This window comes from Velazquezella soli, assembly GCF_977018685.1.
In genome coordinates this window covers 2,987,958-3,013,650 of the sequence record NZ_CDRNXF010000004.1, presented here as the reverse complement: position 1 = coordinate 3,013,650, position 25,693 = coordinate 2,987,958, and the positions used below count along the sequence as shown (strand labels likewise).

Annotated in this window: 32 protein-coding genes and 1 pseudogene; 22 read left to right on the top strand and 11 right to left on the bottom strand. The window is 61.1% G+C overall.

Annotation, left to right across the window (positions count from 1 at the left end; genetic code table 11):
- Positions 1-83 precede the first annotated feature (83 nt).
- Together AC0JZ8_RS18325 and AC0JZ8_RS18320 are read right to left on the bottom strand one after the other, a co-directional pair.
- A complete protein-coding gene (locus AC0JZ8_RS18325; protein WP_092662451.1) occupies positions 84-815 on the bottom strand; it encodes a sulfite exporter TauE/SafE family protein in 732 nt (243 codons plus the stop codon).
- Positions 816-930: 115 nt separating this feature from the next.
- Positions 931-1,254, bottom strand: a complete 324-nt coding sequence (locus AC0JZ8_RS18320; RefSeq protein ID WP_092661625.1) for a hypothetical protein — start codon at positions 1,252-1,254, stop codon at positions 931-933.
- Positions 1,255-1,444: 190 nt separating this feature from the next.
- Between AC0JZ8_RS18320 and AC0JZ8_RS18315 the strand changes: the two genes are divergently transcribed.
- The 5 genes from AC0JZ8_RS18315 (at position 1,445) to mazF (ending at position 4,471) form a co-directional block, all read left to right on the top strand.
- Positions 1,445-2,047: a superoxide dismutase gene (locus AC0JZ8_RS18315; RefSeq protein WP_471893127.1), complete on the top strand. Its 603-nt coding sequence runs from the start codon at positions 1,445-1,447 to the stop codon at positions 2,045-2,047.
- Positions 2,048-2,349: 302 nt separating this feature from the next.
- The gene (locus tag AC0JZ8_RS18310; RefSeq protein ID WP_062579617.1) at positions 2,350-2,787 is read left to right on the top strand and encodes a c-type cytochrome; all 438 of its coding nucleotides are present in this window, start codon (positions 2,350-2,352) and stop codon (positions 2,785-2,787) included.
- 77 nt (positions 2,788-2,864) lie between these two features.
- Positions 2,865-3,779, top strand: coding sequence for a c-type cytochrome (locus tag AC0JZ8_RS18305; protein WP_471893126.1), 915 nt, complete (start codon positions 2,865-2,867; stop codon positions 3,777-3,779).
- A gap of 60 nt (positions 3,780-3,839) precedes the next feature.
- Positions 3,840-4,106, top strand: coding sequence for a type II toxin-antitoxin system antitoxin MazE (gene mazE / locus AC0JZ8_RS18300; protein WP_062579626.1), 267 nt, complete (start codon positions 3,840-3,842; stop codon positions 4,104-4,106).
- Positions 4,103-4,471 carry a type II toxin-antitoxin system toxin MazF gene (gene mazF / locus AC0JZ8_RS18295; RefSeq protein WP_092661631.1) on the top strand — a complete coding sequence of 123 codons (369 nt, stop codon included), beginning with the start codon at positions 4,103-4,105 and terminating at the stop codon, positions 4,469-4,471. Before mazE ends, mazF begins: the two co-directional genes overlap by 4 nt.
- Positions 4,472-4,538: 67 nt before the next feature.
- On the opposite strand, the gene AC0JZ8_RS18290 is transcribed toward mazF, so the two are convergent.
- Positions 4,539-5,066, bottom strand: coding sequence for a GNAT family N-acetyltransferase (locus AC0JZ8_RS18290; RefSeq protein WP_471893125.1), 528 nt, complete (start codon positions 5,064-5,066; stop codon positions 4,539-4,541).
- A 232-nt stretch (positions 5,067-5,298) separates the two neighbouring features.
- Between AC0JZ8_RS18290 and AC0JZ8_RS18285 the strand changes: the two genes are divergently transcribed.
- Positions 5,299-5,592, top strand: coding sequence for a toxin-antitoxin system TumE family protein (locus AC0JZ8_RS18285; protein ID WP_209900207.1), 294 nt, complete (start codon positions 5,299-5,301; stop codon positions 5,590-5,592).
- Positions 5,579-5,938, top strand: coding sequence for an HVO_A0114 family putative DNA-binding protein (locus AC0JZ8_RS18280; RefSeq protein WP_471893124.1), 360 nt, complete (start codon positions 5,579-5,581; stop codon positions 5,936-5,938). The genes AC0JZ8_RS18285 and AC0JZ8_RS18280 overlap by 14 nt, the downstream gene beginning before the upstream one ends.
- Before the next feature lie 22 nt (positions 5,939-5,960).
- Here AC0JZ8_RS18280 and AC0JZ8_RS18275 read toward each other — a convergent pair whose 3' ends face one another.
- From AC0JZ8_RS18275 to AC0JZ8_RS18260, 4 genes are all read right to left on the bottom strand, one after another.
- The gene (locus AC0JZ8_RS18275; protein ID WP_471893123.1) at positions 5,961-6,377 is read right to left on the bottom strand and encodes a MerR family transcriptional regulator; all 417 of its coding nucleotides are present in this window, start codon (positions 6,375-6,377) and stop codon (positions 5,961-5,963) included.
- Positions 6,378-6,533: 156 nt separating this feature from the next.
- On the bottom strand, positions 6,534-6,809 hold the full coding sequence (locus AC0JZ8_RS18270) for a hypothetical protein (protein ID WP_062579631.1): 276 nt from the start codon (positions 6,807-6,809) through the stop codon (positions 6,534-6,536).
- A 296-nt stretch (positions 6,810-7,105) separates the two neighbouring features.
- The gene (locus AC0JZ8_RS18265; protein WP_471893392.1) at positions 7,106-9,196 is read right to left on the bottom strand and encodes a S9 family peptidase; all 2,091 of its coding nucleotides are present in this window, start codon (positions 9,194-9,196) and stop codon (positions 7,106-7,108) included.
- Between the two features lie 98 nt (positions 9,197-9,294).
- Complete coding sequence (locus AC0JZ8_RS18260) at positions 9,295-9,426, bottom strand: hypothetical protein (protein ID WP_471893122.1); 132 nt, start codon at positions 9,424-9,426, stop codon at positions 9,295-9,297.
- A 145-nt stretch (positions 9,427-9,571) separates the two neighbouring features.
- On the opposite strand from AC0JZ8_RS18260, the gene AC0JZ8_RS18255 reads away from it, so the two are divergent.
- Positions 9,572-9,979 carry a DUF930 domain-containing protein gene (locus tag AC0JZ8_RS18255; RefSeq protein ID WP_082471859.1) on the top strand — a complete coding sequence of 136 codons (408 nt, stop codon included), beginning with the start codon at positions 9,572-9,574 and terminating at the stop codon, positions 9,977-9,979.
- Between the two features lie 23 nt (positions 9,980-10,002).
- Here AC0JZ8_RS18255 and AC0JZ8_RS18250 read toward each other — a convergent pair whose 3' ends face one another.
- Entirely contained in the window at positions 10,003-11,175 is a 1,173-nt protein-coding gene (locus AC0JZ8_RS18250) for an AI-2E family transporter (protein WP_062453493.1), read from the bottom strand.
- A gap of 104 nt (positions 11,176-11,279) precedes the next feature.
- Positions 11,280-12,143, bottom strand: a complete 864-nt coding sequence (locus AC0JZ8_RS18245) for a VOC family protein (protein ID WP_062579634.1) — start codon at positions 12,141-12,143, stop codon at positions 11,280-11,282.
- Positions 12,144-12,465: 322 nt separating this feature from the next.
- On the opposite strand from AC0JZ8_RS18245, the gene trhA reads away from it, so the two are divergent.
- The 4 genes from trhA to AC0JZ8_RS18225 all read left to right on the top strand — a co-directional run bounded on the left by trhA (position 12,466) and on the right by AC0JZ8_RS18225 (position 15,182).
- A complete protein-coding gene (trhA, locus tag AC0JZ8_RS18240; RefSeq protein ID WP_062453491.1) occupies positions 12,466-13,131 on the top strand; it encodes a PAQR family membrane homeostasis protein TrhA in 666 nt (221 codons plus the stop codon).
- A gap of 89 nt (positions 13,132-13,220) precedes the next feature.
- Positions 13,221-13,721, top strand: a complete 501-nt coding sequence (locus AC0JZ8_RS18235; protein ID WP_062579636.1) for a GNAT family N-acetyltransferase — start codon at positions 13,221-13,223, stop codon at positions 13,719-13,721.
- Between the two features lie 96 nt (positions 13,722-13,817).
- Positions 13,818-14,228, top strand: coding sequence for a (R)-mandelonitrile lyase (locus AC0JZ8_RS18230; protein WP_471893121.1), 411 nt, complete (start codon positions 13,818-13,820; stop codon positions 14,226-14,228).
- A 69-nt stretch (positions 14,229-14,297) separates the two neighbouring features.
- On the top strand, positions 14,298-15,182 hold the full coding sequence (locus tag AC0JZ8_RS18225) for an aldose 1-epimerase family protein (RefSeq protein WP_471893120.1): 885 nt from the start codon (positions 14,298-14,300) through the stop codon (positions 15,180-15,182).
- A 76-nt stretch (positions 15,183-15,258) separates the two neighbouring features.
- On the opposite strand, the gene msrB is transcribed toward AC0JZ8_RS18225, so the two are convergent.
- Positions 15,259-15,669 carry a peptide-methionine (R)-S-oxide reductase MsrB gene (msrB, locus tag AC0JZ8_RS18220; RefSeq protein WP_113165218.1) on the bottom strand — a complete coding sequence of 137 codons (411 nt, stop codon included), beginning with the start codon at positions 15,667-15,669 and terminating at the stop codon, positions 15,259-15,261.
- Between the two features lie 173 nt (positions 15,670-15,842).
- On the opposite strand from msrB, the gene AC0JZ8_RS18215 reads away from it, so the two are divergent.
- The 10 genes and pseudogenes from AC0JZ8_RS18215 (at position 15,843) to AC0JZ8_RS18170 (ending at position 24,579) form a co-directional block, all read left to right on the top strand.
- Positions 15,843-18,290: a putative monovalent cation/H+ antiporter subunit A gene (locus tag AC0JZ8_RS18215; RefSeq protein WP_471893119.1), complete on the top strand. Its 2,448-nt coding sequence runs from the start codon at positions 15,843-15,845 to the stop codon at positions 18,288-18,290.
- Between the two features lie 295 nt (positions 18,291-18,585).
- Positions 18,586-18,993, top strand: a pseudogene (locus AC0JZ8_RS18210) (Na+/H+ antiporter subunit B); the annotation flags it as partial.
- A 134-nt stretch (positions 18,994-19,127) separates the two neighbouring features.
- Entirely contained in the window at positions 19,128-19,505 is a 378-nt protein-coding gene (locus tag AC0JZ8_RS18205; protein ID WP_062453487.1) for a Na+/H+ antiporter subunit C, read from the top strand.
- Positions 19,506-19,514: 9 nt separating this feature from the next.
- Positions 19,515-21,131 (top strand): Na+/H+ antiporter subunit D, encoded by a 1,617-nt coding sequence (locus tag AC0JZ8_RS18200; protein ID WP_113111222.1) that lies wholly within the window; start codon positions 19,515-19,517, stop codon positions 21,129-21,131.
- A complete protein-coding gene (locus tag AC0JZ8_RS18195) occupies positions 21,128-21,601 on the top strand; it encodes a Na+/H+ antiporter subunit E (RefSeq protein ID WP_062453485.1) in 474 nt (157 codons plus the stop codon). Before AC0JZ8_RS18200 ends, AC0JZ8_RS18195 begins: the two co-directional genes overlap by 4 nt.
- Before the next feature lie 56 nt (positions 21,602-21,657).
- The gene (locus tag AC0JZ8_RS18190; protein ID WP_425503217.1) at positions 21,658-21,951 is read left to right on the top strand and encodes a cation:proton antiporter; all 294 of its coding nucleotides are present in this window, start codon (positions 21,658-21,660) and stop codon (positions 21,949-21,951) included.
- Positions 21,948-22,292, top strand: a complete 345-nt coding sequence (gene mnhG, locus AC0JZ8_RS18185) for a monovalent cation/H(+) antiporter subunit G (protein WP_175487268.1) — start codon at positions 21,948-21,950, stop codon at positions 22,290-22,292. Before AC0JZ8_RS18190 ends, mnhG begins: the two co-directional genes overlap by 4 nt.
- A gap of 414 nt (positions 22,293-22,706) precedes the next feature.
- Positions 22,707-23,138, top strand: coding sequence for a Ros/MucR family transcriptional regulator (locus tag AC0JZ8_RS18180; RefSeq protein ID WP_471893118.1), 432 nt, complete (start codon positions 22,707-22,709; stop codon positions 23,136-23,138).
- 210 nt (positions 23,139-23,348) lie between these two features.
- Complete coding sequence (locus tag AC0JZ8_RS18175) at positions 23,349-23,789, top strand: helix-turn-helix domain-containing protein (protein WP_471893117.1); 441 nt, start codon at positions 23,349-23,351, stop codon at positions 23,787-23,789.
- Between the two features lie 22 nt (positions 23,790-23,811).
- Positions 23,812-24,579, top strand: coding sequence for a DUF6456 domain-containing protein (locus AC0JZ8_RS18170; RefSeq protein WP_471893116.1), 768 nt, complete (start codon positions 23,812-23,814; stop codon positions 24,577-24,579).
- Between the two features lie 5 nt (positions 24,580-24,584).
- Here AC0JZ8_RS18170 and AC0JZ8_RS18165 read toward each other — a convergent pair whose 3' ends face one another.
- Complete coding sequence (locus AC0JZ8_RS18165; protein ID WP_471893115.1) at positions 24,585-25,601, bottom strand: acyltransferase family protein; 1,017 nt, start codon at positions 25,599-25,601, stop codon at positions 24,585-24,587.
- Positions 25,602-25,693 lie beyond the last annotated feature (92 nt).

Here is a 25,693-nt window from a genome sequence, read left to right as displayed (position 1 = left end):
CGCGCCAGCCGCCAAAGGGACAGGTGCAGGGCAGCGGATGTGGGATGTTGCGATGGGCTGGAAGGTTAGAGGAGCATCAGCCCTCAGATGATCCGCACCGCAGCCGTACCGATGATGATCAGGGAGACGGCGACCATAAGCGGTTTGGTCGGCAGTCGCTTGACGATCAGCGCTCCGAACGGGGCCGCCAGCACGCCGCCGAGGATGAGGCCGAGCGCCGACGACAGTTCGGACCAGCCGAGCGTGGCGATGAAGGTCGCCGAGATCACCGTCGTTACCGCAAATTCGGTGAGGTTCGTGGAGCCGATCACCTTCTTTGGTTCATGGCCGCGGCCGAGAAGCGAACTGGTGACGATCGGCCCCCATCCGCCGCCGCCCATGGCATCGAGCACGCCGCCCGCGCCGCCCACATAGGGCACGATCCGGTCATGCATGTCGCGCCTGAAGGCCGGGCGGAAGGCCTTGTAGAGAATGTAACATCCGACCAGCATCAGATAGACCGAGACGAACGGCTCGATCGCCTTGCCATCGATACTGGACAGAAGATAGGCGCCGATCGCGCCGCCAGCCATGCCGGCCGGCGCCAGCCGTTTGACCAGCCGCCAGTCGACGTTGCGATGGTAGAGATGCGAGGCGCCGGATGCAGCCGTCGTGAAACACTCGGTCACATGCGTCATGGCGCTGGCGACTGCCGGCGGCACGCCGAAAGCAAGCAGACTAGTGGTGGTGAGAACGCCGAAAGCCATGCCGAGCGCGCCATCGATGATCTGCGCGAAAAAGCCGATTGCCACGAAGATCACGAAATCGGACGTCAGAAAGTCGAAGGTCAAGAAATCAAACACGGCAGCCCTCCCGGCAGTGTTTCATGCCCGGAAAAGTCTGCCGTGGTGGAAAAGTTCCCAAACGCTGCCGCCCGCGCGGTCGCGGATGTTACTTGCCAGGTTTTGCCCTCAGCATGTCGGCGGAGATCTCGCCACCCACTTCGGCCTTTTTGGTCTTCTTGTCGTAGGCGCAGATCGTGCTGATCCTGACCTTGGCTCCTTTGGCTTTGCCGGTGACGACCGCAAGCCCATAGGACTGGCTTCCGAACGGATCGACCACGGCCCTTCCGTTCTCGATCAGGTCTTTCGAAGCCGCCACGCAAGCCTTGCCGACGTCAGCCTGAAACGTCGTCCACGCATCGTCGGAAGCGGCCTGGGCCGTCACGGCGCTGGTTGCGCAAACGAGGAGGATCAGTGCCACAAAGTTTTTCATCGTCAATTTTCTCCGGTTTCTGCATTCGGTGCGAAAGCGATTGATTCCTCTCGCTAATGCTTGGAAAATTCAGCAATTTCTTGTCGATTGAGCGGTTGTTTTTGGAAGGTTCACCGTTGCCTCTTCCCCATCGCGCTCCTATGTTCCAGCACGACCTTCACCCACGGTGTTTGCCAAAAGGAGTATACCAATGGCTTTCGAACTTCCCGAACTTCCATACGATTACGAAGCCCTTGCACCCTTCATGTCGAAGGAAACACTGGAATACCACCACGACAAGCACCACAAGGCCTATGTTGACAACGGCAACAAGCTTGCTGCCGAAGCCGGCATGGCCGAGCTGTCGGTCGAGGACGTCGTCAAGAAGTCCTTCGGCACCAACCAGGGCCTCTTCAACAATGCTGCCCAGCATTACAACCACGTCCATTTCTGGAAGTGGATGAAGAAGGACGGCGGCGGAAACAAGCTGCCGGGCAAGCTCGAAACCGCGATCGCATCTGATCTTGGCGGCTACGACAAGTTCAAGGCTGATTTCATTGCAGCCGGCACCACGCAGTTCGGCTCCGGCTGGGCCTGGCTTTCGGTCAAGGATGGCAAGCTCGTCATCTCCAAGACCCCGAGCGGCGAAAACCCGCTGGTCCACGGCGCAGAGCCGATCCTCGGCGTCGACGTCTGGGAACATTCCTATTACATCGACTATCGCAACGCCCGCCCGAAGTATCTCGAGGCGTTCGTCGATAGCCTGATCAACTGGGATTACGTGCTGGAACGCTACGAAGCCGCGTCCAAGTAAGCGCAATCAATTGCTGATTTACCAGACACCCGGTGCCGCAAGGCGCCGGGTGTCTGCGTTTCTGATCACCCGATGTCTGATCCAGCCTGGCGATCGTCAGGCGACGCTGTCCGCCAACGCGCGATCGATCTGAAGCGCGTGAAAAACATGACTTTGCATTGGGTTTGACGGCTTCTAGAATCGAGCGCTAAATTACGAAATCGTGACTTCTTTCGGTCATGTAAGCTTGCCATCATCATTACGCGAATGCGTTGATGATGTGAGACGCAGACATCACATCGTTTTAGGGATCGGAGCCGGAAATGAAATTCAGAACTATCGCCATGACGACCGCGGCACTCTGTCTCGGCTTCACCGCTGTCCTTGCGCAGGATGCGGTGGTCGAGAAGCGCGAACAGATGATGAAGCAGGTGGCCGCCTCCACGGCAGCCATGCGCAACATCGCCAAAGGCGACAAACCCTACGACGCCGATGCCATCAAGACAGCGCTGACCACGATCAGCACCAATATGAAGGCCTTCCCGGACCAGTTCCCTGTCGGATCCGAAGCCAATTCGGAAGCATCGCCGGCGATCTGGAAGAACGAAGCCGATTTCCGCGCCAAGGCGAACAAGCTCGCCTCCGATGCCGACATGATCCTCGCTTCGATGCCGACGGATGCCGCAGGCGTCCAGAAGGCCGTTGGGACGCTCGGCGCCAATTGCGGCTCCTGCCACGAGACCTATCGCCTGAAGAAGTAGCGCATGCCTGCATGCTTGAACGGCTGTCGCAAAGGCGGCCGTTCCGTTCCGCATCAATGTCGGAGAAGGATCGGGCGATGGCCGCAAGATGGGCAAAAATCATGGGCATCGGCGTGGTCGTTGTCGCCGCCGGCGCCGTTGCCGCCTGGGCGCTGACAAAGCCCCAGCCGCATGACGCGAGCTACTGGGCGGGCGTCGGTCAGCCCGATCTTGCCAAGGGCGAGCAATTGTTCTGGGCGGGCGGCTGCGCTGGCTGTCACGCCGCAGAAGGTGCAGAAGGCGACGCCGCAAAGATCATGTCCGGCGGACTGGCGCTCAAAAGCCCGTTCGGCACCTTCCACGTCCCCAACATCTCGCCGGATCCCAAGGCCGGCATCGGTTCATGGACGCTCGCGCAATTCGGCGATGCGATGACGAGGGGCGTCGGCCCGGGTGGCGAGCATCTCTACCCGTCCTTTCCCTACGGCTCCTACGCGCGCCTGTCGGCAGCCGACGTCAATGACCTCTACGGCTACATGAAGACCCTGCCGCCCAGCAGCAATGTCGCGCCGCCGCACGAATTGGGCTTTCCGTTCAACCAGCGGCTCGCGGTCGGCGGCTGGAAACTCCTCTATTTCGACGACGGCCCACGCGTCGAACTCGCTTCCGCCGATGATAAGGTCAAACGCGGCCAGTTCCTCGTCGAAGGCCCCGGCCACTGCGGCGAGTGCCACACGCCCCGCAACGCGCTCGGCGGCTTCGAAAAAGGCCAGTGGCTGGCCGGCGGTCCCAACCCGGAGGGGCAGGGCAGCATTCCCAACATCACCCCCGGCTCCAAGGACATCGGCGCCTGGAGCGAGGAGGAAATAACCGAGTACCTCTCGACCGGCTTCACCCCCGATTTCGACAGCGTCGGCGGATCAATGGTGGAGGTGCAAAAGAACATCGCGCACCTGCCGAAAAGCGACCTGCAGGCCATCGCCGCCTATCTCAAGGCGGTGCCGGCAAGGTGAGGGCGGGTGCTTGCCGCACGACGTTGTTGTGCTATATTTATAGCACAAACGAGGTAAGCCATGACCGTTATTACCAAGATCAGGCGGCAGGGCGGGGCAGCCGTCGTGACAATTCCGCCTGCCATTCTCAAGACGATGGAACTGCAGGTCGGCGATCAGCTGTCGCTTGAAATGCACGACGGTGAACTCGTCGTAAAGCCGATCAGAAAGACCCCGCGGCGCTATAAGCTTAGCGAGTTGCTCGAAGGCGGCGAGGTCGTCTCCAGCCTGAATGCGGACATGGCCTGGGCGATGGAGGGAGACCCCGTCGGCCACGAGATTTCATGATGGTCCGCAGCAACGTCCCCAATCGCGGTGATGTTTTCTGGATCGATCCCAACCCTGTCGCGGGCCGGGAAATGAAGAACAGGCATCGGTTCGTCGTGATCACCCCGCGGGCGATCAACGCATTGGGCGTCAGCATGACGGTGCCGATCACCACCGGTGGCGCCTTGACCCGGGATGTCGGTCTGGCCGTTGCTGTCACCGGCCACGATACGACGGGGATCGCCGTCTGTAATCAGGTTCGCAGCTTCGATATACCGGCCAGAATACTGGCCAAGACCGCGAAATACATCGAGACATTGGACGAGGCGACGATGGATGACATCGTCGCTCGTGTGGTCAGCGCGATCGATCCCGCGTCGGAATAACGTGGTTGCGCTGCACTGACAGTATGGTCTGTCCCGCTCATCCGGTCAGTATGGCCGGGTCCCACCCTCACACCAACGTCTGCATATACCGCATGCCGGTCACCGGGCGTGGCTTGAAATCCATCTGTTCGTAGAACTTGTGGGCGGCGAAGTTGCCGGTGGCGGCGCTGACCGAGAGATAGCCGCAGCCTGCATTGCGGGCCATGTCGCGGGCGCGCGAGACGAGATGCTGGCCGATGCCGTGGCCACGGTGACCGTCGCGCACGAACAGGTGGTGCAGGTCCATGCCGCGGCTCCCCTCCTGGGCGCGGTAGAGCGGCACCAGAATGGCGTAGCCGATCAGGGCGTCGCCCGCATCCGCAACCAGTGCGGTGATCCAGGGCAGGTCGCCGAACAGGTCGCGCTCCAGCATTTCGGGGGTAATGTCGGCCAGATCGTTGTGATGCGCGGCAAGGGCTGCGATCATCTCTTTCAACTGCGGCAGATCATGGCGTTTGGCGCCGCGGATCGTCACCACGGCCGGGCGCGGCAGTGAGATCTCGCTGTCTTCGATCGAAATCGGGGGCATTCCGGCATTCCTTTTCGGTCTAGTCATGCCGTCAGGTGCCCTTAGAAACAACCAAGCCGCCTAACGGCGGCTTGTTGACATGATGAACTGTCGAGCCGCCCTTTACAGGTAGGCCCAAAAATACGTTGCGGCGGTGGTGGTGCACGTAATCATCATGACAACTTTTTGCGCCGGAATAAATTGCTTGTCAAGCGGGTCGACAGGTTCTTGTTCACTGCAGGTGATGGTGTATATTCCATCAACCCGGAAGGCGAACTCCATGGCCAAGGCGACGCTGATCAGCAGGACGCGGAGTTATCTGCGCGAGGACGTCTTCGCAGAGATCGTGATCTGGAGCGTCCCTTCACCTTTGCGGGGAAGTGTGCACCATTTCAAATATCGCATGGCTCTCGTGGCGTCCGGGGAATGCGTCCTGCGCTACGACAATGAAGCGGGGAAGGGTGACCATAGACACGTCCATTCGCAGGAGGAGGCGTATCTGTTCGAAAGCGTCGAAACCTTGCTTGTGGATTTTCGGTCGGATGTAGAAGGATGGCTCGATGACAACCCTTAAAGTGAAGATCCAGAATTTTGACAGTTCGCTCAGCGCGGTTCTCGATGCGGTCAAGGGGGCTGAATCAGATCCAGCTTTTCAGGCAGAGCATATCCTGTCGTTCCCCACCTGGGACACGCTTCACCGCGTGCTGGCGCCCAAAAGACTGGAGATCGTGCAGGTCCTGACGGCGCAGGCGCCGATGACGATCCGCGAGGTTGCCCGGCGGGTGGGTCGCGACTTCAAGGGCGTGCATGGAGATGTCATCACGCTTCTGAACGCAGGCGTCATCGAAAAGGCGCCCGGCGGCGTCGTGTTTCCTTACGACCGCATCCATCTGGAGTTCGATATCGCAGCCGCAGCCTGACTCGACTGACGCCTCTAACCCCTCAATGCTCCCCCTCGCAGAGCCCGTGATCCGAGAGTGAGCGGATCACGTAGCAGTCCTTGATCGCGTGGTTGCCGTCGCAGTGGGACACGATGCGCTCGAGTTCCTCCTCGAGCTTCTTCAGCTTGGCGATCTTTTCGCGCACGCCGGTAAGATGCTCCGCTGCGATCCGGTCGATATCGCCGCAGGGCTGTTGCGGATGCGAACCGAGCGCGATCAGCTCACGGATGGCGGAAATGTCGAGGCCGAGATCGCGGGCGTGGCGGATGAAGGCCAGCCGATCCAGATCGCTGCGCTCGTAGCGCCGCTGGTTCCCTTCAGATCGCGTGGCAGCCGCCAGCAATCCCATCTGCTCGTAATAGCGGATGGTTGGCACTTTGACGCCGGTTCTTTTGGAAAGATCGCCGATCGATAGCATGGCAGGCTCAAACCTCTAATGTCTGGAGGTTGAGATGGGACGCATTCACCACAGGTACAAGGATCAGCGTGTTGGCTTGAAGGGCGCCTTCAGGGAATGTTAACCCTGAACGGGGATTGTCACCGCGGTGACGGGCCATGATCGCCCAAACGGCGATCAGGAGAATTCCTGGTAGATGTCCTGAACCCAGGCCTGCTGCACGGGAGCGGTGGCGCCGCTAGTGGCAAAGGTCGAAGCGCTGTCGTCGCCGGCATCGAGGGCCCACAGGGCGCTCACCAGCGAGCTTGCAAACAGTGTGCTGCTGCCGGTCAGCGAACCGCTGGAACGGGTAGACGCAGGTGTGTCGCGCTGCTGGGTTTCGTCCTGCTTGCGATCGATGTCGACCGCCCGCTGGGGGTAGTTGTAGCCGCTGAGGCCACTATCGATCTTCATGGCACCGCCTCGATCTCGCTTGGGTTAAGTAAGAGTTAACGCCTGAAGCTTGCGCGAAGCTTGTGCCGGGAGATATCCGGCCGGTTTTGGGGCTTGACAGCGCGCATGGGACTTATTCGCGCCGCCGCGATTTCTGTCGAAAAATCAGCGATCTGACGGGAAAACCGAACGCCGCCAGGGCATATGCGCGTTTCCGCATAACCAAAACTGTTTTACACAAAAAAAGCCGCAGCACCCGATCGAGGCACTGCGGCGATTGTCATTCGAGGTGACCGATTCTGCGGCGATCCGCCCGGTCAGGCTTTCCCGGCCACCTTGATCGCGAATGCATATTCGAAGGCGATCTCTTCCAGACGCTGGAAACGACCCGACTTTCCGCCATGGCCGGCAGCCATGTTGGTCTTCAACAGGATCGGCGCCGAGCCGGTCGAGAATTCGCGCAGCTTCGCCACCCACTTGGTCGGTTCCCAGTAGGTCACCCGCGGATCGGTGAGGCCTGAAATGGCAAGGATCGGCGGATACGGTTTTGCACCCACGTTGTCATAAGGCGAGTAGGCGGCGATCCACTGGTACTCTTCCAGGCTCTCGATCGGGTTGCCCCATTCCGGCCATTCCGGCGGCGTCAGCGGCAGCGTATCGTCGAGCATCGTGTTGAGCACGTCGACGAACGGAACGGCCGCGATAATGCCCGCGAACTTTTCCGGCGCCATGTTGGCGATCGCGCCCATCAGCATACCGCCGGCCGAGCCGCCTTCGGCAATGATGTTCTCATAGGACGTAAAGCCCTCGGTAACCAGGTGGTCGGCAGCGGCGATGAAATCCTTGAACGTGTTTTCCTTGGCTTCCATCTTGCCCTCTTCGTACCAGGCAAAACCCTTGTCCTTGCCGCCGCGGATATGGGCGATGGCATAGATGAAGCCGCGATCTGCCAGTGACAGGTTGTTGGTGGAGAACGATGCGGGGATGGTCATCCCATAGGCGCCGTAGCCGTAGAGCAGGCAAGGCGCGGTGCCATCAAGCGGCGTGTCCTTGCGGTAAAGCAGCGACACCGGCACCAGCTCGCCGTCATGGGACGTGGCCATCACGCGGCGGGTCACGTAATCTGCGGCATTGTGGCCGGAGGGGATCTCCTGCGTCTTCAAAAGCGTGCGCGTCCGGCTCACCATATCGTAGTCGTAGAGCTGGGTCGGCGTCGTCATCGACGAATAGGAAAAGCGGATGACGGTGCTGTCATATTCGGCAGCGCCGGAAAGCCCCAGCGAATAGGCTTCCTCGGCAAAGGCGATCGAATGTTCCTCGCCGGTCCGCCGGTCGCGGATGATGATCTCAGGCAGACCCTGGTTGCGCTGCAGCCAGATCAGGTGCTGGTCATAGGCCATGTGCGAAATGATCAGCCGGCCCGGCTCGTGCGGTACGATCTCTTTCCAGTTTTCCTTGCCCGGTGCCGCAAACGGCGCCTCGACGATCTTGAAATCCTTGGCATCGCCGTCATTGGTGAGGATATAAAAGACATCGCCGCCTTCGGTCATCGAATACTCGATTCCCTCCTCGCGCGCCGCCACCAGCTTCGGCTCGGCGGTCAGGTCGGACGTCGGGATGAGGCGGTATTCCGAGGTTTCGTGGTCGTGGATGTCGATATAGATCACGTCGTCCAGCAGTGATCCGCCGACGCCCATGAAGAAGCCCGGATCCTTTTCCTCAAACACCAGCCGGTCATCCGACTGCGGCGTGCCGAGAATGTGGTGGAAGACCTTGGAGGGGCGGTGGTTCTCGTCCTGCAGCGTATAGAAGAAGCTCTTGCCATCAGGCGCCCAGACGCCGCCGCCGGCAGTGTTTTCCAGCACGTCCGACATGTCCTCGCCGGTCGAAAGATCGCGCACCCGCAAGGTGAAATATTCCGAACCCTTGTCGTCGTAACCCCAGATGCCCTTGGAATGATCCGTCGCATGGTCTATACCGGCCAGACGGAAATAGTCCTTACCCGTCGCTTCCTTGTCGCCGTCAAGCAGGATCGTCTGATCGCCGCCGTCGCGCGGGGTGCGGAAATACTTTGGCTGCTCGCCGCCGGTGACGAAGAGCGATCCGTAGGCAAACGGTCCGTCCTTCATCGGCACGGAGGAATCGTCTTCCTTGATGCGACCGCGCATTTCGGCAAACAGCGTCTTCTGCAATGCAGCCGTGTCGCCCATCGCCGCTTCCATATAGGCGTTCTCGCCCTCCAGATGGGTGCGGATCTCAGGATTGAGGATCGACGGATCCTTGAACATCTGCTGCCAGTTGTCGGCCCGGAACCAGGCATAGTCGTCGGTGCGGGTGATGCCATGACGGGTATCCGTCACCGGCTTCTTGGCCGCGACCGGAGGCGTGGGCAGATTTTCGAACGGCATTTTCGGGGAGGGGGCCAAGGAAGCACTCCGAAGTCATGAAAGGAGTGCCAGAGATAGGGGCGGCCGGACCATGAGGCAAGCGGGCAAGCCGCGTGAGCCTACTTCTTCTCAGGGTCGCGGGACTTGGCGAGAGGTGCGAGGTCAAGGTGCTGCTGCCAGAATATGAAGGCGACGACCGATGATAGCCTAATGCCACTCATCAGGAATACCATCGCCAGTTCGGCTGTCATCTGTTCAGTCCGCTTTGCATGATGCCGATTCCGGTCCCGACCACCTAAAGAATACGCGCCAAGATAATTCCCGCTCTGGTAGGTGGTCAACGACGAATCCGTCTTCTAGTTTCCGCCCCGTCCGAGTCACTTTGGATAGGATTCCATGACGATACTGCTGCCCGCCCGGGCATCCATGACAGGCGCTCTCCTGATTTGCGCCGCCTCCACCCTGCCTGCCCACGCGCTCGACGGCCGCATCGTTCGCCAGCTGAACGCCCTTGCACCGGAAGAAAGAGTCGAACAGCGCTGCGATCTCGAGGCGATGGATCGCCTGCGCAAGGAAGGCGATTTCCGCCCCGACAAGGTGATCGCCTACACGTTTTCAGACCCGGTCGGGAACGACAACGGCCTCAAGGCAACCGGCGCAGCGTTCCGCAGCGGCGGTGACTGGTTCAAGCTGAAATTCAAGTGCGAGACCAACGCTGAAGGGCTCAGCGTCACCGCATTCGACTACAAGGTCGGGTCCAAGATCCCGCGCGAGGAATGGGACAAGTACTACCTTTACGACTGACGGGTCGCTGACATCGCCGGGCTTTAGCCCGGCAGATGCGGAACGGTCTTCTTTTCTGGAAACAGTTCCGACAGTACGGTCATCATGATCAGCGACAGGGGCAGCGCCAGCATGGCGCCGACGGCACCCCACATCCATGTCCAGAACAGGATGGCGACGAACACGACAAAGGGATTGATCTCCCACTGCCGGCCCATGATCGCGGGGAAGATCAGGTTTTCCATCAGCAAGTGCACCGAGAAGAACACGATCGCGGGCAACAGTCCAAGGAGAAGGGTGTCATGCGTGATGATGCCACCTGCTGCAACCGCGAGGGTCATGATCGTGATCCCGAGAAACGGGATGAAGCTCGACAGGAATGCGAACAGACCCCAAAGAAGCGGCATGCTGAGGCCGCCGAAATAGGCGATTGCGATCATCACGATGCCGAGACCGAGATAGAGCACGCTCGCAGTCGCAAAATAATAGCCGAGAACCTGATCGATTGCGTTCAGCACACGGATCGCAATCAGCCTCTGGTGACGCCGCGGGAAGGCGAGGATGAGGGTACGGCGAAGTCTTAGCCTGCCGTAGAGAAACAGAAGCAGCGCCGCAAAGAAGATCATGCCCTGCACGACGGCCGGCGTCAGATTGGCGGTAACGACGCTGAGGATGTTACCGGAATTCTCCAACAGCGCCTGCATCGACATCGGACCGGTTTCAAAAGTGGCAGGCGAGATGTTCAGCCATTCCTGACGCTGCAGAAATGGCATCATCCGGTCGATCATGCGTTGCAGAAAGCTCGGACCTTCCTGGATCATCATGGCAAACGGTTCGGCCAGCGCGTTGACGACCAGAAAGACCGCGGCGAACACAGCGCTGGAGAGGATGATCGCAATGCCGAATTTGGGTACGCCCAGGCGGCCAAGCTTGTCCGCGACCAGACCGAGAATCAGTCCGACGACGACGGCAAGCGTGACAGGGATAAGCACCAGCGACATCATGTGGACGATGGCGAAGAACACGATCGCGAAAATGCCGATCACGGCCCAGGCCTTGGCGACTTCCAGCGCCTCGCGCCCCAGCACGAGGCTCTCATCGGCGTCTTCGCTCTCCAGGCCGGAAATGACGGCATCCTTGCGATGCGCAGACCGGTTGGCGGCAAAGTCGATCAGCCGTTTTTTAGGATTGGCTGCGCGCGTGCTCGTCATGGCCATGAATTGTCTGATGTCCTCGTTGTCGCGATCAACGCAAAAACAGTGTTCCGGTTCCGGAATACTGCTCAGGTTTACGATCGCAACGATCAGGAATTCAGCGCGCGTTACGCAGCAAGCGTCAGGCCGATGCCCCACGGGTCTCTGAGAGCCCAGCCCTCGGCGGTTTTGGTTGTCGCGATTTCATGCTTTTCCAGTGCGGAAAGCGCGTTCGCCAGGGCCGACTGATCGTTGAACTTCACGGTGTAATCGGAAAGCCCGGTCATGTTTTCAAGCCGGGTCGTGGCGCCGCGGCTGTTCCAAACGTTGGCAGCGATATGGTGATGATAGTCGCCAGTCGCGAAAAAGCTCGCACCGGGATACCGCGCCATGATCTTCAGGCCCAGCACGTCGCGGTAAAAGGCGTCCGCCTGCGGAATGTCGCCGACCTGAAGATGGATATGACCGAGCGCAGTACCCTCAGCCATTCCGGCAAATGCCGCCTGGGGCGCACTGTTATAAAGCTCCTGAAGGTTCAGCCGGTCGGTCGCCATCGCCACGGTGCCGTCCTGATGGTAGGTCCATTCTGTAGGCGTGCGGTCGCGGTAGATCTCGATGCCGTTGCCTTCGGGATCGGAAAGATAGAGCGCCTCGCTCACCAGATGATCCGATGCGCCTTCGAGCTGGATATTGTTATGCGCTGCATGGGCCAGCCATTGGGCAAGCTCAAGGCGGCCCGGCACCAGAAAGGCCGTGTGGAAGAGGCCGGCCGCATTGCGCGGCGCGCGGGCCACGTTGCCGCCCGTCGTCAGCGTCAGAAGCGGCACGCCGGCGACGCCCAGAACCTCACCGCTCGGCGTCTTTTCAAGCACCGAAAGCCCGATGATTGTCTGGTAGAAACCGGAGACGCGAGCAAGATCGTTGACCACCAGATGCGCCCGCCCGACATGCAGCGGGCGGCTGAGTGCAAACGGCTGCTGCTGTTCTGTCATGATCTGTCCTCCAGCTTTCAACGGGATCGAAATGACGACGCGCCATGCGCAATCTTTCCACATGTTATGCGCGCCCTCGATCGTTCACGCTAGTGAGTGGTTCGGCGATAGATTGTTCTCGATTTATTGACGCTCGGGCGGCGGCCTCTAGCCGTACAGGCTTGATTGCCGCCGTTCCCGCACCATCCGGAACCGGCTCGTGCGGCCACAGTTTTAGGCTCATGACCAAGAGTTGAAACCATCGGAAATTTATTGTGAATCGCGCAGTCTTGCCAAGCTTTCCGCTCGGCCCCATTCTTGGGACCGGTATGGAAGGTGGGTAATGAGCGATCTCTTCAAATTTGGCAGAAACTACGATTTTCACGAGATCGTCGCGGATGGGATTGTCCATGGCATCGGACTGGTCTTCGCCCTGATCGGTGCCACGGCCCTGATCTTTTACGCTACCATGTGGTCGAGCCATGGCGAGATCGTTGCCGCCTGGATTTACGGGATCGGGCTGATCCTTTGCCTGTCGATCTCGTTTACCTACAACATATGGCCGCACTCGCCAACCAAGTGGCTGCTGAGGCGGTTTGATCACTCGGCGATCTTCATCCTGATCGCCGCCACCTATACGCCATTCCTCCAGCGCGGCGCCTCCGACCCGTGGATCTTCGGGATGCTGATCGCGATCTGGGCCACAGCGATTTTCGGCATTCTGATCAAATGCTTTTTCCCCGGCCGGTTCGACCGGCTCACCATCCTTCTCTATCTGGCCATGGGCTGGAGCGGGTTGATGGTTGCCGAACCTGTCTCGGCCTATTTGCCGCCGATCTCCGCATTGCTGATCGTTATCGGCGGCCTGATCTATTCGCTCGGCGTCATCTTCCACGTGTGGGAAAGACTGCGCTTCCAGAATGCCATCTGGCACTCTTTCGTCGTCGCGGCGGCTGCCGTCCACTACAGTGCAGTCATGACCTGCTTCAGCCTGTCGGCCAGCGCCTGACCGATCGTGTCCGCAAGACGCCAGCCCGCTTTACACGCTGCGGCCGTCTGATAAAGTGGACGGGCAATCACTATAATGGACGATAGCCAGTGCCCCCTTTGATCCGCGATGCCACCGAAGCCGACCTGCCGGCGATCCTCGAGATCTATAACGACGCCGTCGCCAATACGACGGCGATCTGGAACGAGACGCTGGTCGATCTCGCCAACCGTCGCGACTGGTTTGCGGCACGCCAGGCGAGAGGATTTCCGGTTCTGGTCGCCGACGAGGACGGGGTCGTCAAAGGCTACGCTTCCTACGGCGACTGGCGCGCCTTCGAGGGCTTCCGTCATACGGTGGAGCATTCCGTCTATGTGCACCGCGAGGCCCGCGGCGAGGGTATCGGCCGTCTGCTGATGCGCGAGCTGATCACCCGCGCCGCGTCGAACGGCATTCATGTGATGATCGCCTGCGTCGAAGCGGGCAACGCCGCCTCCATCCGTCTGCATGAAAGGCTCGGTTTCCGCCTGACCGGCACGTTTTCCGAAGTCGGCATCAAATTCGGCCGCTGGCTCGATCTTGCCTGCATGGAGCTCAGGGTCGCGGGCTGACGTCCTTCGCTTTCTCGTGGCACTTCCGTCCGAGCGGCCTATATGCTGGCTGACATCGCATTCGCATCAATCGCATGACGACGAAGGATCTTTTCCATGGATATCAAGCGTGTTGGCTCGCAGGCCTCCAAGAAGCAGCCGGCAGAGTATTTCACCGGCACAGTCCGCCTCGATCCGCTGAATTCCGCACCGGCACCGGCCCGCGTTGTTGCAGCATCGGTCACGTTCGAACCCGGCGCCCGCACCAACTGGCACACCCATCCGCTCGGCCAGACGCTGGTTGTTACCTCGGGTTCCGGCCTCACCCAGACCTGGGGCGGTCCGGCCCGGGTAATCCGCGCCGGTGATGTCGTCTGGTTTTCGCCGGGCGAAAAGCACTGGCACGGCGCATCGTCGCAGACGGCCATGACCCATATTGCCATCGGGGAAGCGCTCGACGGCAAGACCGCCGACTGGATGGAGGCGGTCAGCGACGATCAATATGCGATTCCCCCGGAAACCGTCTGATCGTCATCTAACCGACGCGCAGGGTAGGCAATCCTGCGCCTCAAGCCTGAAATTTGCCAGGAGAGCCGCATGTCCGCTGCATCAGATGATACTATGACCCGTATCGCCAACGATCGTATCTCCGTTGAAATCTCCCCCCTCGGTGCGGAAATGCAGTCGCTGAAGACGGCGGATGGGCGCAACTTTCTCTGGAACGGCGACGCCGCCTTCTGGGCCGGCCGCTCGCCGATCCTCTTCCCGATCGTCGGCAAGGCGCCCTCCGATACCGTGATGATCGAAGGCAAACCCTATCCGATGGCGCAGCACGGTTTTGCCCGCCGCTCGACCTTCACGCTCGCCGCGTCCGAGGAGACCAGCTGCCGCTTCGAGCTTGCATCATCCGATACCACCCGCAGCGTCTACCCGTTCGATTTCCGCCTCGCCGTCACCCATTCGGTCGACGGTTCGAAACTCACGATTTCGGCGGAGGTGGAAAACCGCAGCGACCGGCCCATGCCCTTCGGCCTCGGTTTCCACACCGCCTTCCTCTGGCCGCTGCCGGGTGGAGAAGGCCAGGCCCATACGATCGTGCTCGACAACGGTGGCGAACCGGCGATGACGCGCCTGTCCGGCGGGCTGATCGACCCGAGCCCACTTGCCTCGCCGTTCACGTCCGGCAAGCTGACGCTGTCGCACGACATGTTCGATGAAGACGCGATGATCTTTGCAGAGGGCGCCGGAACGGGCCTGACCTATGCGGCGGAAGGCGGCCCGGAGCTGAAATTTTCGTTCGACAACCTGCCAAACCTCGCGCTCTGGCAAAAGCTCAACGGCCCTTTCCTCTGCATCGAGCCCTGGCACGGAACGGCTGCCCAGAACGGGACCAGTGCCGATCTCGAATCGCGTCCCTACACCGTCACGCTGCCCGCCGGGCAAACCGCGCAATTTGCGTTTACGGTCGAGTTGCCGGGGTAAGCCAAACGAAAACAGCGGCCCGGATGGGGCCGCTGTCAATTTCAAGTCGGTACTTTGGTGACATCCGTCCCGCTGACTAATCTGCCGGGCGGAAATTCATCGAGTGGCCGTTGATGCAGTAGCGCAGGCCGGTCGGTGGCGGGCCGTCTGGGAAGACGTGGCCGAGATGGCCGTTGCAGGTGGCGCAGCGGACTTCGGTGCGCACCATGCCGTGCGTGGTATCACGCAGTTCGGTCACCGCATCGGGGCTGACAGCCTCAAAGTAGCTCGGCCAGCCGCAGCCGCTGTCGAACTTGGTATCCGACACGAACAGATCCGTGCCGCAACCGGCGCAGCTGTAGATGCCTTTATCCCTGGCGTTCCAGTACGGCCCGGTAAAGGGACGCTCCGTGCCCGCCTGGCGCAAGATCTGATACTGCTCGGGCGTCAGCTCTTCGCGCCATTCTGCATCTGTCTTCTGGACTTTCTTGGTGATGACGTCGGACATCTGAACCATCCTTTCATTGTAAGCCATAGATAGGTGCGTTCAGCCTGTCGATAAAGGTCACGGTGCCGTGTTTCTTGCCCGTCAATGCTTGAGGGACAGACGGGTTTCCCTTAGAAACCGTGGGGCGCTGCCGCTCGGCAGGGATTTGCGAGGATACTCAACGGGAGGGGACCATGGCCGCCACCACGCCGGCATTGACCTTCGCGGCACTCATGCTGCCGTTTCTTGCAGCACTTCTTGCCCCCATGCTCTCGCGCCTGATGGGCCATCGCGCAGCGCTTGTTCTCGCACTTGCACCCGCCTTGGCCTGCCTGCATTTCCTGAGCTTCCTTCCGGAAATTGCCGCCGGAGAATCTGCCACGGGCGGCTATGTCTGGGTGCCGAGTTTCAACCTGTCCTTCTCCTGGTTTCTCGACGGCCTGTCGCTCACCTTCGCGCTGCTGATCACCGGCATCGGCACGCTGATCGTGCTGTATTCCGGCGCCTACATGAAGGGCCACCCACAGCAGGGCCGCTTCCTCGCCTTCATCCTGTTCTTCATGGGTGCCATGCTGGGATTGGTCGTCTCCGACAGTTTTCTCATGCTGTTCGTCTATTGGGAACTGACCTCGATCGCCTCCTTCCTGCTGATCGGCTTCGATCACGACCGGGCAGAGGCACGAAGGGCTGCGCTGCAGGCGCTGGTCGTCACCGGCGGCGGCGGGTTGGCGCTTCTGGCCGGCCTCGTTCTTCTCTGGAACGTCACCGGCATCACCCAGTTGTCGCTGCTTCTGCATTCGGGCCTGCCGCTCAGCGCCAGCCCCCAGTATTTCGCCATTCTTCTTCTGGTTCTCGCCGGCTGCTTTACCAAGTCGGCTCAGTTTCCGTTCCATTTCTGGCTGCCCAACGCCATGCAGGCGCCGACGCCCGTCTCGGCCTATCTGCATTCGGCAACCATGGTAAAGGCCGGCGTCTATCTCTTGATGCGGCTGCAGCCGGTTCTCGGCGATACGCCCGCCTGGGAAATCCTGCTTCCCTTCTTCGGCGGCATCACGCTGATCTCCGGCGCGCTTCTCGGGTTGAGGCAGACCGACCTCAAGATGATGCTCGCCTACACGACGATGGCCTCGCTCGGCCTCATGGTGATGCTGACCGGGTTCGGCTCCGACCATGCGATCGAGGCCGCGGTGCTTTATCTCATCGCCCATTCGCTGTTCAAAGGCGCGCTGTTCATGGTGGCCGGCGCCATCGACCACGAGACGGGCACGCGCGAGATCTCGAAACTCGGCGGCCTGCGCAAGGCGATGCCCGTCACCTTTGCAGCGGCAGCGCTTGCGGCCCTCTCCATGGCCGGCCTGCCGCTGTTCTTCGGATTTCTCGCCAAGGAAGAGATCTATCTGGCGCTCGTCGACGGCAATCCGCGAGCGATCTTCTTTCTCTGCCTCGCCGTCATCGGCAACGCGTTGATGGGAACGCTGGCGCTGGCGATCGGTTTCAAGCCTTTTCTCGGTCCAAACCGCCCGGATCTTGGGCCCGTCCATGAAGGGCCATGGGGCCTGTGGCTCGGCCCCGTCGTTCTCGCGCTGCTCGGACTTTTCGCGGGCGTTTTCTCGGGCACCGCGCACCAGTATTTTTCGACGCCCATGGCAAGCGCCGTGCTGCATGAAAACACGGTCATCGACATCTCCACCGTGCCGCATCTCGGTCTGCCGCTTCTCCTCTCGGTCCTCACCCTGATTCTTGCGGGTCTGGTCCTGTGGCAGTTGGAGACGGCACGCGGGTTGATGCGAAGACTGTTCGATGCGCTCGGTCCCGGGCCCGATCGCGGTTTCGACCATGCGGTTCAAGGCCTGATACGCCTGTCAGTCGTCTTGACCCGCATTCTCCAGCCCGGCCGGCTGGAAATCTATGTCACCGCCACCTTCATCCTTTTGGCGCTTACCCTGCTGGTGCCGCCCTTCCTGTTCAATGAATTCCCTGCCATGCCGGCGTTCCCGCAAACCGTTGCCCTGCACGAATGGGTGTTTCTCGGCATTGCCGTGATCGGTGTTGCGGCGGTCCTGCGCGCGGCCGACCGGCTGACGGCAATCGTCGCGCTCGGCATCCAGGGCTTTGCCATCGCCGTTCTCTTCCTCCTGTTTGGCGCGCCGGATCTGTCGTTCACCCAGTTCATGGTCGAGACGCTCTCGGTCGTCATCCTGGCGCTGGTCATGACGCGCCTCCGTCTGACGCCGTCCGATCACCGGCCGCTCCTCCAGCGCCTGTTCGACGGCACGATCGCGCTCGCCTGCGGCACCGGCTTTACGCTGCTGCTGCTGAAATCCGTGGAGACGCCGTTCGACAACGCGCTGACGGATTTCTTCAACGCCTATTCCAAGGTCATCGCCCACGGCGCCAACGTCGTGAATGTCATCATCGTCGACTTCCGCGGCGTCGACACGCTGGGCGAAATCGCCGTCGTCATGATCACCGGGCTCGCGGTTCTGGCGCTCGTCCGGGTCCGGGCGGTGACGAAGACGGAACTTGGGGCAGGGGGCGCGAAACGGACGGCGACCGCTATCCCCAATGGAAAGACAGCGGCCAAAGCCCCAACCACCAAAGCCCCGCAGGCCAAACCATCGACCGGGAGACCAGGCCGATGATCAAAGCCCGGACACTTCCCCCAACGTCCCTCATTCCTGTGCTTGTCACAGGAACCCAGCCCCGGCGCGTCTGCGCCGTGAATGACGCGTCTCGCGCGACCACCTCTCCCGCACCCAAGGACTTGGGTGCGCTGGATTTCTGTGACAAGCACAGAGATGAGGGGAGTGTGGAGCAACGTCGCGCTGGCAGGGCGGAGCGCAGTCGTGCTGGACGGCTGGGCCACGGGAATACGGCAAGGCTGAACCACAGGAACGAGCGGCGGGTGACAGAAAGCTTCGAACAGGTGGCCCTGCCATGAACACCATCATTCTTCGCACCGTCGCCCCGGTCGTCACTGCACTGACGCTGCTCTTTTCGGTCTTTGTTCTGTTGCGCGGCCATAACGAGCCGGGCGGCGGATTTATTGGCGGTCTGATCGCTGTGTCGGGTCTGGCGATCTACGGGATTGCATTCGGCACCGGTGCGGTGCGCCGGGCCTTGCGCTTTCATCCGATGGCAATCGCCGGGGCGGGCCTTCTGATCGCCATGCTGTCGGGCCTCGTGTCGATCTTTGCCGGCGTGCCGTTCATGACCGGGCTGTGGATCACGCCGAGCCTGTTCGGCACGGACATTCCGCTGTCGACGGTCATATCTTTCGATCTCGGCGTTTACCTCGTCGTGCTCGGCGCCATCACCTCGATCGTGCTGGCGCTGGAACAGGAACCCGGTCCTGAGTTTCCCGCTCCGGCATTGCGCGGCACGACGTCGCGGCGCGCCGAAACGGCTGCCTCCGCAAGAGAGGGCGCGCCAGATCCGGTAACGAAGAAGAAGCGCCGCAAATCGGGAGGAAAACGCTGATGGAAACGCCGCTCGCGATCCTGATCGGCCTCTTCTTTTCGGCCGCGATCTATCTCATGCTGTCGAAATTCACCGTCCGTATTCTCCTTGGCGTCGTGCTGCTCGGCAATGGCGTCAACCTGCTGCTGTTTACCGCAGGCGGCCTGACGCGTTCGGTCCCGGCGATCATTCCGGCGGGCGCAGACACGCTGTCCCATACCGCCGCCAACCCGCTGCCGCAGGCGCTGATCCTGACGGCTATCGTGATTTCGTTTTCGTTCTTCGCTTTTCTCCTCGTGCTCACCTACCGCGCTTTTCAGGATCTCGGCAGCGACAATTCCGACGAGATGCGACTGGCGGAACCCCGCGACGAACCATCGCCGCCGATGGGATATTGAGGACGTTTGATGGCATCCCCCGCAACATCCCCCGTTGATCTCGCAGCCGCCCTGGTCCTCACCCCGCCGCCGCTCGGCGACTGGCTGGTGATCCTGCCCGTCGTGCTGATGATCGGCGCCGGCGCAATTCTCCTGATGGTGCGCAAGTCCGTTCGCCTCCACGGCGGGATCGCCATTGCAGCGCTGCTTCTGCTCGTCCTCGTCAATGGAAGCCTGCTTTTGCGGGTGATCGAAAACGGCCCGGTGACGATGGTCATGGGCCGCTGGCTGCCACCGTTCGGCATCGCCTTCACGGCCGATCTGTTCGGTGCCACGATGGCACTGACGGCCTCGCTCGTGGCACTCGCCGCCGGCATCTTCGCGCTCAGGGATATCGATGGCTCCGGACGACGCTACGGTTTCTATCCCTTCCTGATGCTGCTGATGGCGGGCGTCTCGGGTGCCTTCCTCACCGGCGACATCTTCAACCTCTATGTCTGGTTCGAGGTCCTGCTGATTTCCTCGTTCGGCCTTCTGATCCTGGGATCACGACCCGAACAGATCGATGGCGCGCTCAAATACGCGGTCCTGAACCTGATCGCCACGACGCTGTTCCTGATCTCGGTCGGGTATCTCTATTCGCTGTTCGGCACGCTCAACATGGCCGATATTGCGCTGAAGGCCGGCGACCTCTCGGGCACGGCACCGCTCGTCACGCTGACGGCGCTGTTTACCTTTGCCTTTGCCATGAAGGCGGCGGCCTTTCCGCTCAACTTCTGGCTTCCCGCCTCCTATCACACGCCGCGCATCGTCGTGTCGGCGCTGTTCGGCGCGCTCCTCACCAAGGTTGGCATCTACGCGCTGATCCGCGTCACGGTCATGCTTCTGCCGGTGGAGCGAGAGGTGCTGAGCCCCGCCATCGCCACACTCGCCATTCTGACACTGATAACGGGTGCCCTGGGTGCGCTGGCGCAGAGCGATATCCGCAAACTTGCCGGCTACCTTGTCATCGCCGGCATCGGCAACATGCTGGCGGGCGTGGCGATCGGGTCTCCGGCCGCCATTTCCGGCGCCATCTTTTATGCGCTGCATTCGATGGTGGCGATGACGGCGCTCTATCTCGTGGTCGGCGAGGCGGCCCGCCGCGCAAGCCTGCTTTCCGGGGACGAAAACCAAGCAAACCGCTGGTCGCTGCATACGCTCGGCGGGCTCTACCGGTCGTCGCCGGGTTTCACGGCGGTGTCGCTTCTCGTGTTCCTCGCCGTCGCCGGCCTGCCGCCGCTGTCGGGTCTGTGGCCGAAGATCATGCTTCTGAAAGCCGCGATGGACATCAACGCATGGTGGCTTGCCGCCGCCATTCTCGTCTCTTCCTTTCTCGTCACCCTCACGCTTGGCCGGATCGTGCTTCTCGCCTACTGGCGGCAGGGGCTCGAACCGGAAGCCGGCCTTGAGCGACAGACCGCAGTTCGCGGCGACTGGCGTCTTTCGCTACCGCTTGGCGCGCTTGTTCTGCTGCTCGCCGGTTTCGGTCTGTTTCCGGAACATCTCCTGTCGCTGACGCAATCGGCCGCCGAGGGACTTGCCGGCCCGTCCGCCTATATCCGTTCGGTCTTTCCGGACGCCCTGCCGTCGGGAGGCATAAGATGACGTCATTCATCCGCGCTTGCGTCTTTGCCGTCATCTGGGTGGCGATCACGGGCAGCGCCACCATCCTCAACCTTGTGTTCGGCTTTGCCGTCGCAGCGCTCGCGCTCTGGGTCGTGCGTGGCGAGATCGACCGCGCCAGCCGTAAGATGCGGATAGGCCGGATGCTCTCGCTCCTCGTCCTGTTTATCAGGGAACTGGCGATGTCGGCCTGGAAGGTTGCGGTCCTTGTCACGAGACCGAGGCTCGACGTCAAACCCGGAATTTTCGCCTTTCCGTTGACGGTCAGCCGCGATTTCGAGATCACGCTGCTTGCCAACCTCATCACGCTCACGCCGGGCACGCTGTCGGTGGATGTCTCGGCCGACCGCAAGTTCCTCTTCGTGCACGCGCTTGACGCCTCCGATATCGACGCGACCAAGCGGGAAATCGCGGATGGCTTCGAGCGCAAGATCCTGGAGGCATTCGAATGACCGTGTCCGATCCGTCGCTGGCCGCGACGATCCTGTCTGTCTCCACCTGGATTGCCATGGCGGTCCTGTCGGTCGCGTTCCTGTTGACCATCCGGCGGGTGGTGGCGGGGCCGACGCTGCCGGACCGTGTGCTTGCCCTCGACATGCTGGTCGGCATCGTCATCGGCTTTATCGCGCTGATTGCCATCCGAACCGGCTTCAACCTCTATATCGATATTGCCATCGCGCTCGGCCTCGTCGGCTTCCTGTCGACCGTCGCCTTTGCCCGCTTCATCATGCCGCGCGTCACCGATGCCGCGAAAGATCCAGCGACATCCGGCAAGACACGCGTGCAAAGGAGGAAACGCTGATGGATCTCGTCGTCGCGCTTGTCGTCTCCGTCCTCGTCCTCGCCGGCGCCTGCTTTTCGCTGATTGCCGCAATCGGCATCAACCGGCTGCCGGATCTCTATACCCGCATGCACGCAGCCTCGAAGGCCGGCACGGTCGGTTCGGGTCTGCTGCTGCTCGCTGTCGGGGTCTATGCCGGGGATCTGCCGGTCCTTGCCCGCGCAATTGCAGGCTTTCTGTTCTTCGTCCTGACGGCCCCGGTTTCGGCGCATCTTCTGGCCGTCGCTGCCCGCCGCGCCGGCTATCCGATGAGCGAACATTCGCTCCACGATGAGATGAAAGCGCACGAAGAATCAATATAGAGGCCGCAATTCGAGCTATAAGCCCGTCATAAAGGCGTCTTTTTTCGATACACTATCAGTTATCAGGTCTTCCCCCGGCTTTACCATCAGAATTCGATCGGCATTACTAGATTTCGCAGTTGGATTTTGGGGGTCCGGATGCTAATTCAGGTGCAGTAGAACCCTGAAATTGTTCTCTTGCGGATTATTTCTCGTGTAAAACGCACAATACGTCTCAGAATTGTGTGCCTATGCGGGAATTGTCCGAAGTAAACAATGTCCGGTGGTATTTATGATCGGCTTTGCGCGCGAAACTTAGGGGTAGGTTTCAGTCTTCGGACAGTGCGCGGGCAGTGGAATGCCATCGTGGTTCTGCAGGATGCGGGTGTTGGTCGGCTCTCGCAACCGTCCGCGAATTACGAACAGGAGACGAAAATGACAGAAATCGCATTGGGCAAAGGCCCGGACCTGCTGGTGGAACTGACAGCAGATATCGTGGCTGCCTATGTGAGCAACCACGTCGTTCCGGTCGGCGACCTTTCAGGACTGATTGCCGACGTTCATACGGCACTGAGTGGCACGACATCGCCGACGCCCGTCGTGGCCGTGGTTGAAAAGCCGAAGCCGCCGGTCCCGATCAAGAAGTCCATCGAGGACGATTACCTGATCTGCCTGGAAGACGGCATGAAGTTCAAGTCGCTGAAGCGACACCTCATGACCCATTACAACATGACGCCGGAAGAATACCGCGAAAAGTGGGGCCTGCCGTCCGACTATCCGATGGTCGCTCCCGCCTATGCGGAAGCCCGCTCGCGTCTTGCAAAGGAAATGGGCCTCGGCCAGCGCCGCAAGCGCGCCAAGGCTTGATCAGCCTTTAACAGACGGCAGCAGTAATACTGCCAATCAAGAGAACCGGGCGCCTGCCCGGTTTTTTGTTGTCTAGAGATAGGAAAAAAATCATAATTAGATTCCTGATGCTTAGCTCGGATGGCGGCTGCTAGGGTGCATTTCGTATTTCCATCCGTCTCTTCCTCCGTTACCGTATGTGAATTAATTCCTAGAAGTGGAGGAGCTGTCATGCCTGCCGAACCGTCCGCCGGGGCAATACCCGTTTCGTCCAACCTCAGCGTTTCCGGCCGTTCCATCGCACGGATGGCCGCCGGCGCATCCGCGCCTTCCGGGGTAACGCTTCGAATCGGTCGAAAGCCGAAACCCACATGCCTGATCGTGTTTCAGCTCGTCTCCGAAATGGTGTTCCTCTTCGGAGACCGGGTCATGGTCCGGCGCGACCGCCGAAGGCTTGCCGCCCATTCCCGTCAGATCGCCATGTATGTCTGCCACGTGGCGCTGTCGATCTCGGTCGATGACATCGCCGCAAGCTTCGGCCGGGAGCGATCAACCGTCGCCCATGCCTGCCATCTGGTCGAGGACCGCCGCGACAACCCGGCCTTTGACGATTTCGTTTCCGCCGTCGAACGGATGGTCACCTCCGTCTTCGGTGAAGCGGATGAGGGCTGAGGCTGAAAGAGGAGACGGGTCGATGAAGGATGAAAAGAGCAAAGAGCGTCTGCGTCTTGTGCGCTTGCTGCGCCAGCTTTTGAAAAACGACGGCGCGATCTCGGATGTCGAGACGGCGCATGGTCGCGACCTCGTGCACCAGGCCGTGTCGCTCGGCCTTGCTGTCCAGCAGGATGGCCGGCTTTCGGCGTCGGCTGAGGCCATGTCCTATCTGCGCCGGGCGATGGCGGAGCGGGAGGAAGAGGGGTTTGCCGCTCAGCATGGCGAGATCGAACGGGTCGGGCTGGTGGTGGAGGGCACACGCCAGACGGTCCGCCGCAATCTCGCCGAATCGCCGCTCGGCACTGTTGCAAGGCTGAAGGACAGGGACGGGTCGGCCTTCCTGCCATCAGCCGCCGTCGAGGCGGGTGAGCGGCTGCTTGCCGATTTCACCCGCGGCCAGTTGCAGCCGAAGATCACCGCCTCGTGGGAGCCGCGCCTGTCCAGCCGCGCCGATGGCGGCCGCGGCGGACAGGCGGATGTGGCCGGCAGCGCCCTTGACGCACGACGCCGGTTTGGTGCAGCCGTGGAGGCGATGGGACCGGAACTGTCGGGCGTCGCCGTCGACGTCTGCTGCTTTTCGAAAGGGCTCGAACTGGTCGAACGGGAGCGGCAATGGCCGGCACGCTCCGCCAAGCTGATGCTGCGCACCGCGCTTCTCGCACTCGGCCGGCACTACGATCCGCCGCGGCCGGATCCCCGCCGCCGCAGCCACAGTTGGGGAGCAGACGATTACCGGCCGATCCTCTGACAACGTCAGACCGCAGCTATGGCCTGGCGCCTGCGAAACAGGTTGAGGCCGTTGATGTATTTCCGGGCCGGCTGCTCCACCCCGTAGAAGCTCACAAGCGTTGCCACAAACATCGCGGCGACAAGGATAGGCGTCGCCCACCAGGGAGCGATCTCTGCCACCTTGTAAAAGGGCTGCTTCCACAGATAGAGCGAATAGGACCAGATGCCGATCATGGCGAGCGGCTGGAACGACAGGGCGCCGAGCGCTGCCTTTGGCGCCAAATCGATCGTGTTGATGGCAAAGGCGAGAAGCAGCGTCCCGACCGTATAGCGGGCCATATCCGGCGCCGGCAGGATCCACAGCGACAGGCCCAGGATGGCGGCGACAATGGGAGCCGAAGCCGGGACGCGAACCTTGTCGATTAGCACAAACAGCGCCACCGACGCAAAGATCGAGGCCATCCGCACATCGCTCAGCCAGTACACGCTCATGGCGCCCGGTTCGGCAAGACTGGTTCGGATCGCACCGTTCGCCATTGCGGCAATGGCAATTGCCAGGCTGACGAAAGCCGCAGCCCTCGCATTGCGGATGACGATGACGACGAGAAGGGCGAGCAGAACATAACTGTGTTCCTCGACCGACAGCGACCAGACATGCCCCAGCACCGACGACGTGTGGGTCCAGGCCTCGTAATAGTTCGTGGTGAAGGTGATCGCCGCGAGATAGGCGGAAGGCTCCAGCAGGAGATGCGACGGCGCGCCAGCAAGCCCGCCAACGACGGAGACGGCGAGCATCGCCGTGGCAAACACCAGGAGCGCTGGATAGATGCGGGAGAACCGACGCTGGAAGAAGGTCGGAATGTCGGTCTTGCGGACGAGCAGAATATCGGCCATCAGCCGTCCGCTCAAGACGAAGAAGAGTTCGACGCCGAGTGAACCGAAGGGCAGAAGCCCGCCTGAGAAATGGTCGGCGATCACGAACAGGATCGCGATGCCGCGCCATCCGTCCAGGTATGCGATACGGTTTGCCTTGTCCTGCATCCTGCTGCCCTGTGGTTGCTTTTAAACAAGCGAGTAGAGCATCAGTATAACAACGAGGGTCGGCAGTCCTTCACGTCCGGGTGAGCGGGACT